This is a genomic window from Cupriavidus sp. SK-3, from assembly GCF_000611145.1.
Classification (GTDB): domain Bacteria; phylum Pseudomonadota; class Gammaproteobacteria; order Burkholderiales; family Burkholderiaceae; genus Cupriavidus.
Genome location: NZ_JFJV02000262.1, coordinates 17,243 through 31,090, shown reverse-complemented (window position 1 = coordinate 31,090; position 13,848 = coordinate 17,243). Strand labels below are relative to the sequence as shown.

The window sequence follows — 13,848 nt, the reverse complement described above, 5'->3', positions numbered from 1 at the left end:
CTTCTCCGGCAGCGTGGTGTTTGAAGTTCCTACGCAGTAGGCCGGTCGAGAATCGAAATCCCCTCAAATTTTCCTGAATTTTTTTGTGCTTCGGACTTTCGTGTGTGTACTGCATGCGAGTGCGAGTCGCCGGCAGAAAATCACTGGTTTGCTCCCCTCTCCCATCAAATGGGAGAGGGGAGCTACGGCGGTGCTGGATCTAGCCCGGCGATGAATCGACCCACAGGAAAAACGGATGAACCCTTTTCTTCTGGCATGGCTGGCATGGCGCCTAGCTGCCTCCGGCAGGCTCCACCGTGACCCAGAAGCGCGTGCGGTAGACGACGGCAACCGGCTGCGACTGCGCCAGGAAACGCAGCGTCTGATCGGTGTCGCGCAGGTGATAGGCCCCGGAGATGCGCAGGTCCGCCACGCGCGGATCGCAGACGATGCGGCCCGTGCGATAACGCGCAAGCTCGGCCAGCACGTCGGCCAGGCGCATGTCCTTGCCGGCGATGACGCCGCTGGCCCAGCCATCCGCATCGAAGGTCTGCGCCGGTGCCGGCGCGCTGCCGCCATTAGCCAGCCACCAGCTCGTACCCGCCTGGGCCACGTCGCCGGTTCCCCCCGTCGACGGATACAAGGCAACGGCGCCCTCCTGCACGCTGACCCGGGCGCGCCCGTCCCCGATGCGGACCACGAAGCGCGTGCCCAGCGCGCGCAGGCTGCCGAACGGCGTTTGCACCCAGAACGGCCGCGCCGCCCCGCTGGCGGCGGCAAAGCGATCGTCATATCCCGTGGTGACCAGGATCTCGCCGCGCCGCAGCGTGACCAGGCGGCGCTCGCCGCCCAGTCCGGTGCTGATGGCGGTATCCGTGTTGAGCACGATGGTGCTGCCATCGTCCAGCCGCACAGTGCGCTGTTCGCCGGTAGCGGTGCTGGTATCGGCAAGCAGGCGCTGCCATGGCGCCAGCTCGCGCACGCCCTGCACGGCCACCACCGAGATACCGGCCAGCGCCAGCACCTTCAGCGCCTGCCGGCGCCTCAGCCCGCTGGCGCCGCGCCGCGCGCCGGCGGTTTGCAGCGTATCCAGGGCAAGTGCCGGCGGCATGCCGGAGAAATCGTCCCGCAACGCCTGCATCCGCTGCCAGGCAAGCTCGTGCAGCGGGTCCGCGGCGAGCCACTGCGCAAACGCCTCGCGCGTGCTGGCGGTGGGCTCGCCGAAGTCGAGCTGGATCGTCCAGGTGATGGCCTGGTCGACGATGCGGGCGGGAATCGGGGATTCGGGCGCGGGCGATTTCCCCGCCGGGCCGGCGGGATCAGTCACCGAAGCGTAAAGCGTAGCAATGCCGCAGCGCCGCCGCGACATGGCGTTCGGCGGTCGCCAGCGACACCCCGAGGCGCTCCGCGATCTGCCGGCAGGTCAACCCTTCCAGCTGGGCCCACAGGAATGCCGTGCGCACCTGCGGCTTGAGCGCATCGAGGACGCGGTCGATGGCGATCAGGGTTTCCAGGAAGAGCATCCGGCTCTCGGGCGACGGCGCGTGGGCCGGCGGCAACTGCGCCAGCGTCTCCAGCCAGGCCAGCTCCAGCTCCCGGCGCCGCCAGTGCTCGATGACCAGCCCGCGCGCGATCGTGCTCAGGTAGGTGCGCGGCTCCCGGATATCGGCGGGCTGCCGGTGGAGCAGGCGGAGAAATACATCCTGCGCCAGGTCGGCCGCATCGCAGGCGTTGCCCAGCTTGCGGCGCAGCCATCCCTGGAGCCAGCGGTTGTGCTCGCTATAGAGGGTATGGACGTGCTGCTGGAGAGCGGATTCGGCGGCAGCCATGCTGCATTCCTGATGATGACGGGTCTGGCGCGGCCAAACTTCGATGAACTTAAATGAGAATTGTTCGCATTATAGTACAAGCGATTCCACTGGTACAACTTTCCGGGGAGGAGAAATTGCCGAGGCGTTTGGTTCGATCCGACCCCCGCCTGGAATTCCGGGTCAGGAAAATCAGACGATCCGCCGTGGATCAATCCAGACGTCTCCTGCTGGATACCACTCCTGCCCTCGGGACCAGCCCCGCCAACTGCCTGATGCCGCCCACTCCGGCGGCTTACGGCACCCCCCCTCCCCCCGCATAAGACCTCCTTGCACCCCCGCCATCTGCCTGCTAGAGTCCCGAACTGATCACTGCATAGTTTGAGCAAGGTGGCAAAGTGATTCAGGCAAATCCAATCGCGCCGCATGGCTAGCGCGAACACCAAGGACAGGAGACGCAATGGTTCCGACACTATGGTTTGACGGGCGGCAGTATTCGGCCGGGTGGATGCAGGCGGAGATCCGGCGAGTTCTCGCCGGCCTGCACGCGCTGGATTGCAAGGAAGGCGACACCGTCGCCGCCATGCTCCGCAACAGCCCGGAGTACGTTGCGCTGCTGCTGGCTTGCCGCCAGGCTGGCCTCTATCTCGCCTCCATCAACTGGCACTTCAAGGCGCTCGAAGCCAACCATATCCTCGCGGACAGCGGGGCCCGCGCGCTGATCGTCGACGCGGACCTGCTCGATCAGATCCGGGAAGGCATACCCGAAGGCGTCGATGTCATCGCGGTCTCGCGCGGCGCCGCGCGGTCCACCGGCCCGCGCACGCACAATTGGGCCGATTTCGGGTCCGGCCTGCCGGCCATGCCGGCGAGGACCAGCACGGCGCACAGCGCGATCACCTACACCTCCGGCACCACCGGCAAACCCAAAGGCGTGCGCCGCATCCCGGGGCCGCCCGGGGACCGCGCCGCCATGGAGCAACGGCTGCAGCGGATCACCAGCATCGTCTATGGCACCGGCAAGGATGTCACCGCCTACCTGTGCGCGCCGATCTATCACAGCGCGGCGATGGCCTACGTCTCGCACTTCTGCAATCTCGGCGCCACGGTGGTGCTGGAGCCCAGCTTCGACGCATTGCGCACGCTCGCACTGCTGCAACAGCACAAGGTCACCCATGCCTACCTGGTGCCGACCATGTACCAGCGCCTGCTGGCGCTGGAGCCGGAGGTCCGCGCGCGGCATGACCTGTCCGCGCTGCGGCAGGTGGCATCGACCGGTTCGCCCTGTCCCGTTCCGCTCAAGCAGGCGATGATCGGCTGGCTGGGCCCGGTCATCACCGAGGCCTACGGATCGAGCGAGGCGGGCTACACCACGTTTGCCGATTCCGCCAGCTGGCTCCGGCACCCGGGCTCGGCGGGCAGTCCGCTGCCGGACGCCGAGGTCCGGATCCTGGACGAGCAAGGCAACGCACTGCCGCCACGGGAGATCGGCCTGATCTACGTGCGCCAGCACGCCCTGCCCGATTTCACCTATATCAACCGGCCTGAAGCGCGCCAGGCGGTGGAGCGCGACGGGCTGATCACGCTGGGCGACATGGGCTACCTGGACGACGACGGTTTTCTCCATATCTGCGACCGCAAGGCCGACATGGTCATCTCGGGCGGCGTGAACATCTATCCGGCGGAGATCGAGTCGGTGCTGCAGACCATGCCGGGCATCGCCGACTGCGCGGTCTTCGGCATTCCCGACGCGGAGTTCGGCGAAGGCCTCGCAGCCGCGATCCAGCTCCGCCCCGGCCATCAGGTCGAGGGCGCCGACGTGCAGGCGTTCCTGCGCGAGCGGATCGCCAACTACAAGGTGCCGCGCATTGTCGAGATCCACGAATCCCTGCCGCGCGAAGACACCGGCAAGATCTTCAAGCGGCGGCTGCGCGAGCCGCACTGGCAGGACCAGGCGCGCGCCATCTGAGCGGCTCGCGCATTTCCCGCCCGGACACCACCACGATCGCCACCATCACCACCATCACCACACAACAACAAGCAAAACGGAGACACCCCACATGGCCAAGGCTTTCCCCACGGACGAACCCTACCTCTCCGGCTACTTCGCACCGCTGCACGCCGAGTGCGATGCGCCCAACCTCCCGGTCACTGGAGAGGTACCGGCCACGCTGCGCGGCACTTACTATCGCAACGGGCCCAACCCGCAGTTCGCGCCGCGCGGCCGGTATCACTGGTTTTCCGGCGACGGCATGCTGCACGCCTTCCAGTTCGACAGCGGACGGGTGTCCTACCGCAACCGCTGGGTGCGCACGCCGAAATGGGAAATGGAGCACGCCAACGGCGAGGGCATGTCGGGATCGCTGTCGAGCCGCCACCTGACGGAGCCCAGGCTGCTGGAGCTGAACTCCACGGTCGCCAATACCAATGTGGTCTGGCATGGCGGGCGCTTGCTGGCGCTCGAAGAAGTGCATGCGCCATTCGAAGTCGATCCCGTGTCGCTGGCGCCGCGCGGCTACCAGACTTTCGGCGACAAGCTCTCCGGCCCCATGACGGCCCACCCCAAGATCGACCCCGTCAATGGCGAAATGGTCTTCTTCGGCTATGCCGCCCGCGGTCCCTTCACGCCGGACCTCATGCTGCATGTCGTGGACAAGGCCGGCCAGTTGCAGCGCTCCGTGCATATCGTCGCGCCGTTCCCGAGCATGGTGCATGACTTCGTGGTGACGCAGACGCATGTCATTTTCCCGATCTTCCCGCTGACCGGCTCGATGGAGCGCGCAAGCAGCGGGCGGCCGCCGTATGCCTGGGAACCCGGCAAGGGCACGCACATCGGCATCCTCCCGCGCAACGGCACGGCGGCGGATGTGCGCTGGTTCACCGGCGATCCGTGCTATGTGTTCCATCCGATGAACGCCTACGACGCACCGGATGGCGGCATCGTCTGCGACATGATGAAGTACGACGTGCCGCCGCTGTTCCCTGGCCCGGACGGGCAGAAGATCTCCAGCGGCGCCCCCGCCGCGCGCCTGGTCCGCTGGACATTCGATGTGGCCGGCAAATCCGGCTCCTACAGGGAGCAACCGCTCGGCGATACGCCGGGCGAGTTTCCCCGGCTCGACGAGCGCTTTGCCACGCTGCCCTACCGGCATGGCTACTACTGCGGCGGCGACATCTCCGCGAGCGGCAAGGGCGACGCCCTGCGCAGCGGGCTGGTGCATATCGACGTGGCCAGCGGGCAGGAGGCGCAATACCAGCCGCCAGCCGGCGACAAGTGCGGCGAGCCGATCTTCGTCCCGCGCCATGCCGATGCCGGCGAGGGCGATGGCTGGCTGCTTGCCACGATCTGGCGCGCCGCGGAGAACCGCAGCGACCTGGCGGTCTTCAATGCGAAGGCGTTGTCGGCCGGGCCCGTCGCGCTGATCCACCTGTCGCACCGGGTGCCTGCCGGCTTCCACGGCAACTGGCGTCCCGCCGGCTGAGGCCGGAGCGCCGCCACCGCCCTTCCTTGCCCGACACCTTCAGGACGCACGAACGCATCATGGATCTCTCCCTGCTTATCGATGGCCGGCTCGTGGCCGGCGACCTCGCGCTGGACGTCATCAATCCCGCAACCGAGCAAGTCATCGCCACCGCCCCCGCCGCATCGCGCGCGCAACTCGACCAGGCCGTCGCGGCCGCCGGGCGGGCGTTTCCGGCCTGGCGCGCCATGCCGCTGGCACAACGCCAGGCGGCGCTCGCCAAAGCGGCCGAACTGACCCGCGCCAACGCGCAGGAACTCGCCCACCTGCTGTCGCGGGAGCAGGGCAAGCCGCTGGCTGACGCGCAGGGTGAACTCGCGCTATGCGCGGGTCTCTTCGACTACCATGCGGCGCTGGCGCCCGCGGTACTCACCCCCAGCGCGCCAGCGTCAGGCCGGGCGCAGCTCCGGCGCGAGCCGCTTGGCGTGGTCGGGGCCATCGTGCCCTGGAACTATCCCATCGTCCTGATGGGATTCAAGCTGCCCGCCGCGCTGCTGACCGGCAATACGGTGGTACTCAAGCCGGCCCCCACCACGCCGCTGACAACGCTGCGTTGGGCCGCGCTGGTGAAAGACGCCTTCCCGCCCGGCGTGATCAACGTGCTGGGCGACGCCGGCGAGCTTGGCCCCATGCTCACCAGCCATCCCGGCGTGCGCAAGATCTCCTTCACCGGCTCCACCGCCACGGGCCGCGCGGTCATGCGCAACGCCGCCGACACGCTGAAGCGGCTGACACTGGAGCTGGGCGGCAACGATCCCGCCATCGTGCTGGCGGACGCCAATATCGGCCAGATCGCACCGCAACTGTTCCGCAGCGCCTTCATGAACAACGGGCAGACCTGCGCCGCGATCAAGCGCGTGTACGTGCACGAGAGCCTGCACGACCGCCTTGTCGGCGCGCTCGCCGCCCTGGCGCAGGACACGCAGGTTGGCGAGGGGCTGCAACCTGGCGTGAAGCTGGGCCCGCTGCAGAACCGGCGCCAGTTCGACCATATCAATGCCCTGCTGGCCGACACCCGCGCCCGTGGCCGTATCGTCACGGGCGGGGATGGCCTGGACCGCCCGGGGTATTTCATCCGCCCGGCCATTGTCTGCGACGTGAAGGATGGCGACCGTATCGTCGATGAAGAGCAGTTCGGCCCGGTACTGCCCGTCATCCGCTACGCCGATGTGGAGGCCGTGATCGAACAGGTCAACCAGTCGCCCTATGGACTCGGTGCCTCGGTCTGGTCCAGCGACCGGGAGGCGGCGCTGGGCATCGCGCATCGCATCGACGCCGGCAGCGTCTGGGTGAACACGCATTTCGTGGTGTCGCCTGACATTCCTTTTGGCGGCGCGCGCCAGTCAGGCATCGGCGCCGAACTGGGCGAGCAAGGCCTGGCGGAATTCACGCAACTCAAGGTGCTGGTGGGCTGAGCGGGAACGCCGCCGCCGGCCCGCGGCGGCGTGGCAACCGGCTAGCGCGATTGCGTCGAGCCGCGCAATGCCGCAAGGCAGAACTGCACAACGATGTCGGCCAGCTGTTCGGCGGTGGGCTGCTGCGTGGAGGCAACCGGCACCTTGCGGCGGTCGATGGTCAGCGTGGCCAGGCCGTGGGTGGCGGCCCAGACCGAGAAGGCCAGTTGCTCCTCGGTCAGCGCACCGAGGCTGGCGCCCTGGATGCAGGGCCCGATGGCGTTCCTGAGCACCTGGAACGAAGCCGCGCCCGCCTCCACCAGTTCCGGATACTGCTCCCGCTGCTCGATCTCCGGCCCGAACATCAAATGGAACCGCGCCGGATGCGCCTGCGCGAATTCCACATAGCCAAGCATGACCGCGCGCAAGCGGNCCGCGCGCAGGCGGCCCGCCGCATCGGCCGGGTCGACCGTCTCCACGCGGCTGCGGCGGAACGACACCAGGTCGCGAAACGCCTGGGCCGCAATGGCGGCCAGCAGCCCGTTCCTGTCCTTGAAATGATACGCCGGCGCCCCCGGCGAAACCCCGGCGAGCCTGGCGGCCGTGCGCATGCTCATGCCCGCGATCCCCTCGGTATCGAGCAGGTGCGTGCCCCATGCGATCAGCGAAGCACGCAGGTCGCCGTGGTGCCATTGCCCCTCGGGCTTGGTCGTGCCGCCTTTGGACATGCCACGCTTTGCCGGTGCGTCGCTGCGTTCTGTTGCTGGCTTTTTCATGGGAGCGCAGTGTATATCAAATGCCATGCCGGGCACGGGGAGCCCGGCGGGGGGCGAAGACAACAAGCAGATCACCAGCCGATGACCGCTTGTGGCAATATCCATGCGGCAATTTTTTACCCATGCAGTCTACAAAATGAGACGGGGCGCCGGCTTCGATGCCGCACCACCGGACAGGCTCAACAAAGGCATAGAGGAACGCCCAATGGAAGTCAACGCAAATGCATCGGTCTCCCCTTCCGGTGCCCTGCCCTCGCAGCCCGCGCGCACCTCGCCCTATGCCTGGAAGGCGCTGGCGGGTTCCGCGCTCGGCTACGCCATGGACGGGTTCGATTTGCTGATCCTCGGTTTCATGCTGCCGGCCATCAGCCTGAGCCTGGGCCTCTCCACCGGGCAATCGGGCGCGTTGGTGACGTGGACGCTGATCGGCGCCGTCGGCGGCGGCATCCTCTTCGGCGCGCTGAGCGACCGCTATGGCCGGGTGCGCGTGCTGACCTGGACCATCGTCCTCTTCGCGGTCTTCACCGGCCTGTGCGCTTTCGCCCAGGGCTTCTGGGACCTGCTGGCCTACCGCACCATCGCCGGCATCGGCCTGGGCGGCGAGTTCGGCATCGGCATGGCGCTGGCCGCCGAAGCCTGGCCCGCCAGCAAGCGTGCGCGCGTCTCGTCGTATGTGGCGCTGGGCTGGCAGAGCGGCGTGCTGCTGGCGTCCTTGCTGACGCCGCTGCTGCTGCCCCATATCGGCTGGCGCGGCATGTTCCTGCTCGGCGTGGTGCCGGCGCTGGTGGCCTGGTTCGTGCGCAACAAGCTGCATGAGCCGGAATTGTTCGTGCGCCATGCGGATACGCACAAGAGGAGCAACAAGAGGAACAACAAGGGGAGCAACAAGGCAAACGCATTCAGGCTGCTGGTCGCCGATGGCCGTGCCACGCGGACCAGCATCGGCATCGTGATCCTGTGCTCGGTCCAGAATTTCGGCTACTACGGGATCATGATCTGGCTGCCGACCTATCTGTCCAGGACCCTGGGCTTCTCGCTGACCAAATCGGCCTTGTGGACCTCGGTCACCATCGTCGGGATGATGATCGGTGTCTACCTCTTCGGCCAGCTGGCCGACCGCATCGGCCGCAAGCCCAGCTTCCTGATCTTCCAGGCGGGCGCGGTGGCGATGGTGATCGCCTATTCCAGGATGTCCGACCCCGTCACCCTGCTCTGGGCCGGCGCGGTCATGGGCCTGTTCGTCAACGGCATGATCGGCGGCTACGGCGCGCTGATCTCGGAAGCCTATCCCACGGCGGCGCGCGCCACCGCGCAGAACGTGCTGTTCAACATCGGGCGGGGCATCGGCGGCTTCGGGCCCATCGTGGTCGGCACCCTGGCGGCTACCTATTCCTTCCAGGTGGCCATCGCCCTGCTGGCCAGCCTCTACGTGCTGGACATGATCACCACGCTCTTTCTCATCCCCGAACTCAAGGGCGTCGAGCTGGAATAGCCCCGCACCGTGCCAGACACCGACAGCCCCCCTTCCCGCACCGCCAGCAGCCCGCCAGGCGTGGCCGCGCCCCTCCCGGTTTCCGGCTGGCACCGCCGCGTCCTGTCGCTGGCGTTCCCCATCATCCTGGCCAACCTGACGCAGCCCATCCTCGGCGCGGTCGACACCGCCGTTGCCGGCCACCTGCCGGACCCGGCCTACCTGGGCGGGGTCGCCGCGGGCGGGTTGTTCTTCAGCTTTGTGTTCTGGGGTTTTGGTTTCCTGCGCATGGGCACCACGGGCCTCGTCGCGCAGGCGTTCGGCGCCCGGGACGGGGCGGCGCTGCGCGCGACGGTGGTACGCGCGCTGCTGCTGGCGGCTGTCATCGGCGCCGGCGTGCTGGCGGTGCGGATGCCGCTGATCACGACCGCGCTGGGGCTGATCGGCGGCAGCGATACGCTTCAGCACCACGCGCGCGCCTACAGCCACGCGCGGATCTGGGCTGCGCCTTTCGCCTTGTGCAACTATGTCGTGCTCGGCTACCTGCTTGGCTGCCAGCACGTGCGGCTCGCCTTGCTGACCCAGCTGTTCATCAATGCGGTGAACATCGCCGCGGTGCTGCTCTTCGTCTATGTGTTCGACTGGGGCATCGCGGGCATTGGCGCGGCCACCGCAACCGCCGACGCGTGCGGCTTCGTGCTGGGCGCCGCGTTGCTGTGGCGGCTGCGTCCCCGCGGCCTGCCGGCGCTGCGCTGGGCGGCGATTGCCGACGCGCACGAACTGCGGCAACTGGTCTGCCTCAATCGCGACATCTTTGTCCGGACCCTTTGCCTGATCGCCAGCTTTGGCTGGTTCGCGCATGCCGGCGCCAGGCAGGGCGACGTCATCCTCGCGGCCAATGCGCTGCTGCTCAACTTCCAGACCTTCATGGCGTACGCGCTGGATGGTTTCGCGCATGCGGCAGAGGCGCTGGTCGGGGCGGCCATCGGCACGCGGGACCGCCACGCATTCCGGCGCGCGGTCCGGGTCACGATGATCTGGGCGGTGGTCGGCGCGATGGGTTTTTCGCTCGTTTATGCCTGCGCCGGCGAATGGATCGTCGCGTGCCTGACCGACCAGCCGGCGGTGCGCGACGCCGCTGTGCGCTTCCTGCCGTGGGCGGTCGCGTTGCCGCTGGTTTCGGTCTGGGGGTTCCTGCTGGATGGCGTTTTCATTGGCGCGACCTGCACCCGCGACCTGATGCATTCGATGGCGCTCTCGTTCGGGGCGTTCATGCTGGCCGCGGTTACGCTGGCGGGGCCGTTCGGGAATGACGGATTGTGGGCGGCGCTGTTGCTGTTCATGGCAGTGCGCGGCATCACCCTGGCGCGGGTGCTGCCGCGCATCGAGGCCAGCCGTCTGGGCAGTTGCTGAGCGTCAGAACAACGCCCTTTGCCGCGTCACCAGGGTCTCGAACGCATCGCCCATGAAAGGCAATATGGCATCGGCCACCGGCTGCAGCTGCCGGCTCAGGTAATGCTCATAATCAATCGCGGAGCGCCGCGTCTCAAGCGGCTCCGGGCCCGCGACGGTCATCACATAGCTGATCCAGCCGCCGTTCTGGTACTGCAATGGCCGCCCTTCCTTGCGATTGAACGCATCGGCGACGCGCGCCGCGCGGACGTGCGGCGGCACGTTGCGCTGGTAGTCTTCCAGGGTTCGGCGCAGCCGCTTGCGGTACACCAGCAACGCTTCGAACTCGCCGTTCAAGGTGCGGGCAACGTAGTCCTGCACGTACTCCCGGTACGGCTGTTTCTTGAAAATGCGCTGATACAGCTCTTGCTGGAATTGTTGCGCCAGCGGCGTCCAGTCGGTGCGTACCGTTTCCAGCCCCTTGTAGACCATCTCCTCGCTACCGTCCGCCTTGGCGACCAGCCCCGCGTAGCGCTTCTTGCTGCCCTGCTCGGCACCGCGCACGGTCGGCATCAGGAAGCGGCGGTAATGGGTCTCGAACTCCAGTTCCAGCGCGCTTTCCAGGCCGAACTGCTGTTGCAGATGCTGCTGCCACCACTGGTTCACATGCTGGACGAGCATGCGGCCGATCTTTGCAGCCTGCTCCTCCGAATGCGGCTGTTTCAGCCAGACAAAGGTGGAATCGGTGTCGCCGTAGATGACCTGGTAGCCCTGGGCCTCGATCAGTTCGCGCGTCCGGTGCATGATCTCGTGCCCGCGCATTGTGATGGAGGACGCCAGGCGGGGATCGAAAAAGCGGCAGACGCTCGATCCCAGCACGCCGTAGAACGCATTCATGATGATCTTCAGCGCCTGCGACAGCGGCTTGTTCTGCTCGCGTTTCGCGGCCTCCCGGCCTTGCCAGATCTGGCTGACGATGGCGGGCAGGCAGTGCTTTGTGCGCGAGAAGCGCGCGCCGCGGAAGCCCGGCACCGAATTCGCGTCCGATGGGTCGTCCAGCCCTTCCACCAGTCCGAGCGGATCGATCAGGAAGGTGCGGATGATCGAGGGGTACAGGCTCTTGTAGTCCAGCACCAGCACCGAGTCGTACAGGCCAGGTTGCGAATCCATGACGAAGCCGCCGGGGCTCCCTCCCTCCGGCACCTCGCCCAGGTTCGGCGCCACATAGCCCTGGCGGTGCATCAGCGGCATGTACAGGTGCGTAAAGGCCGCGACGGAGCCGCCGCTGCGGTCCGCGGGCAGCCCGGTGACCGCGGCGCGTTCCAGCAGGAAGGTCAGCAACTCGGTCTTGGCGAAGATCCGCGTCACCAGCTCGCAGTCCTTCAGGTTGTAGCGTGCCAGTGCCGGCTTGTCCTCGGCGAAGCGGCGGTCGATTTCCGCCATCCGCTGATACGGGTTGTCGATGGATTTCCCCTCGCCCAGCAAGGTCTGGGCGACGTTCTCCAGGCTGAAGGACGGGAAATTCCAGGTGGCGGACCGCAGTGCCTCGATGCCGTCGATAATCAGGCGGCCGGCGGCGGAGGCAAAGAAATGGTTCTCCTTGAACCCGTGCTCGCGCCATTCGAGCAGGCTGCCGCCGCGGCCGAACGCCAGCGGAACCTGATAGCGGTCCGCGTGCTTTTGCAGGACGCGCAAATCGAACTGCACCACGTTCCAGCCGATGATGGCATCGGGGTCATGCACCGCCAGCCATTGGTTCAGCTTTTCCAGCATCAGCGCGTGGGTGGCGCAGTACTCCAGGCTGAAGTCGAGCCCGCTGTCGTCGCCGTTCGGCGGGCCAAGCATATACACCTGGCGCTGGCCGCAGCCTTCGAGCGCGATGGAATACAGATCGCCGTGGGCGGTGGTTTCGATATCCAGCGACACCAGCTTCAGCCGTGGCCGATATGCCGGCGCCGGCTTCATCTGGCTGTTGAGCAAGGGAGCATGCCCTGCGGATTCGCCGGGTTCGCCGGCAAACCAGACCGGTGCGGTGATGAACCGCTCCATCAGGTAGCGTTCCGGGGGACGGATATCGGCCTCGTAGACGCTGACGCCGGCCTCCTTCAGCTGCCTTTCCAGCTTGATCAGCTGGCGATGCTGCTGGCAATACAGCCCCAGTACCGGGCGGCGGTGGAAATCGCGCAGCGGCAGTTCGCGCAGTTCGGCCTGGCGCTCGCCATGCAGGACGATTTCGGCCCTCTGGCGGTGTTCGGCGGGGATGAACGCCACCGAGGGCTGTGGGGCCAGGCGGATATGCCGCGGGCCGCTATCGGTTGCCAGCCAGAACTCGACCTCCGTGCCGGCGGGCGTATCGCGCCAGTGTCGTGTCAGAAGAAAACCCTGTTGTCGTTGCGCCACCTGCTGCCTTTGAGAACCTGCCCAACCTGGGGCGGCTATTTTACTGGTCGTTGGCGGGCGGGCCGCCATGTCAGGATAAGTCAGCTGACAGTCGCGGATTCCGGATTCAGGACGATTTCGTGCGGCGCACTTGCGTGCGGCTTCCGCGCGCGCCCGCGCCGACACCGTATCATGTGCGTGATTTTGCCATTCCCGACTTCATCGTTACCCGTACCGCACATGCAACTCGTACTGTTTGACCTTGACCACACCCTGATTCCCTTCGACAGCGGCTCCACCTGGCTGCGTTACCTGATGCAGCGCGGCGTGCTGGACGAAGCCGAATTCGCCCCGCAGAACCAGCGCTTCGCCCAGGACTACCTTGACGGCAAGCTGGATATCCACGCCTTCCAGCGCTTTTGCATGTCCTTCCTGGCCCGCTACGACCGCGGCGACCTCGAAGCGTGGCGCAGCGCCTTTATCGCCAGCATTGCCGACCGCATCCCGGCGCCGGCACGCGAACTGGTGGACCAGCATCGCGCCGCGGGCGACCTGTGCTGCATCGTGACCGCCACCAACGACTTCGTCGCGCGCGGCTTTGCCGACAGCTTCGGCGTGGAGCACCTGGTGGCCTCGCAGGCTGCCACCGTCGGCGACGGCCCGCTGGCCCGCTTCAGCGGCGAGATGATCGGCGTGCCGAGCTTCGGCGCCGGCAAGGTGGGCCGGGTGGCCGACTGGCTGGCCGCGATCGAGCGGCGCTGGGAGGAATTCGAGCGCACCCTGTTCTATTCGGATTCGCTCAATGACCTGCCGCTGCTGGAACATGTCAGCCATCCGGTCGTGGTAGCGCCGGACCCGCGCCTGCGCGCCATCGCGGAGGAACGGGGCTGGCCCGTTGCCGAGCAGGCCGGGCCGCTGGTCATTGCCTGACTGTGGCGCGTGTAGCGTCCGCGCCAGTGCGGCAATGAGCCAACCGGTCGCGACGCCCACCACCGCCTGGTGATCCGGGCGCTTCAGCAAATGGGCATTTTTTTGCGCATTGCGCGCAGGTCTGCCGCCGCCTATAAATAAGTGCCGGGTGTTGCCCTTCCATGCTGCCCGCATCGCGGCCGATCACGGCCGGCGTGT

10 protein-coding genes are annotated in these 13,848 nt (G+C 67.0%); 6 read left to right on the top strand and 4 right to left on the bottom strand.

Going from position 1 to position 13,848, the window contains the following annotated elements:
• Positions 1-271: 271 nt before the first annotated feature.
• Complete coding sequence (locus CF70_RS27800; protein WP_235185233.1) at positions 272-1,306, bottom strand: FecR domain-containing protein; 1,035 nt, start codon at positions 1,304-1,306, stop codon at positions 272-274.
• Positions 1,299-1,808 carry a sigma-70 family RNA polymerase sigma factor gene (locus tag CF70_RS27795; RefSeq protein WP_035872775.1) on the bottom strand — a complete coding sequence of 170 codons (510 nt, stop codon included), beginning with the start codon at positions 1,806-1,808 and terminating at the stop codon, positions 1,299-1,301. The genes CF70_RS27800 and CF70_RS27795 overlap by 8 nt, the downstream gene beginning before the upstream one ends.
• 439 nt (positions 1,809-2,247) lie before the next feature.
• Between CF70_RS27795 and CF70_RS27790 the strand changes: the two genes are divergently transcribed.
• The 3 genes from CF70_RS27790 to CF70_RS27780 all read left to right on the top strand — a co-directional run bounded on the left by CF70_RS27790 (position 2,248) and on the right by CF70_RS27780 (position 6,723).
• Positions 2,248-3,756 carry an AMP-binding protein gene (locus CF70_RS27790; protein WP_035872773.1) on the top strand — a complete coding sequence of 503 codons (1,509 nt, stop codon included), beginning with the start codon at positions 2,248-2,250 and terminating at the stop codon, positions 3,754-3,756.
• A 91-nt stretch (positions 3,757-3,847) separates the two neighbouring features.
• Positions 3,848-5,269, top strand: coding sequence for a carotenoid oxygenase family protein (locus CF70_RS27785; RefSeq protein WP_051649121.1), 1,422 nt, complete (start codon positions 3,848-3,850; stop codon positions 5,267-5,269).
• A gap of 59 nt (positions 5,270-5,328) precedes the next feature.
• Complete coding sequence (locus CF70_RS27780; protein WP_200876822.1) at positions 5,329-6,723, top strand: aldehyde dehydrogenase family protein; 1,395 nt, start codon at positions 5,329-5,331, stop codon at positions 6,721-6,723.
• 41 nt (positions 6,724-6,764) lie between these two features.
• Here CF70_RS27780 and CF70_RS38350 read toward each other — a convergent pair whose 3' ends face one another.
• Positions 6,765-7,118, bottom strand: coding sequence for a TetR-like C-terminal domain-containing protein (locus CF70_RS38350; RefSeq protein ID WP_235185237.1), 354 nt, complete (start codon positions 7,116-7,118; stop codon positions 6,765-6,767).
• Between the two features lie 565 nt (positions 7,119-7,683).
• Here CF70_RS38350 and CF70_RS27770 point away from each other — a divergent pair.
• Positions 7,684-8,970 carry an MFS transporter gene (locus tag CF70_RS27770; protein WP_035872769.1) on the top strand — a complete coding sequence of 429 codons (1,287 nt, stop codon included), beginning with the start codon at positions 7,684-7,686 and terminating at the stop codon, positions 8,968-8,970.
• Positions 8,971-9,030: 60 nt separating this feature from the next.
• Positions 9,031-10,362: an MATE family efflux transporter gene (locus CF70_RS27765; RefSeq protein WP_035872767.1), complete on the top strand. Its 1,332-nt coding sequence runs from the start codon at positions 9,031-9,033 to the stop codon at positions 10,360-10,362.
• 3 nt (positions 10,363-10,365) lie between these two features.
• Here the strand turns inward: CF70_RS27765 and CF70_RS27760 are convergent, their stop codons facing one another.
• Positions 10,366-12,741: a DNA polymerase II gene (locus tag CF70_RS27760; RefSeq protein WP_035872765.1), complete on the bottom strand. Its 2,376-nt coding sequence runs from the start codon at positions 12,739-12,741 to the stop codon at positions 10,366-10,368.
• A gap of 219 nt (positions 12,742-12,960) precedes the next feature.
• Here CF70_RS27760 and CF70_RS27755 point away from each other — a divergent pair, with 219 nt between their 5' ends.
• Complete coding sequence (locus CF70_RS27755) at positions 12,961-13,650, top strand: HAD family hydrolase (protein ID WP_035872764.1); 690 nt, start codon at positions 12,961-12,963, stop codon at positions 13,648-13,650.
• Positions 13,651-13,848 lie beyond the last annotated feature (198 nt).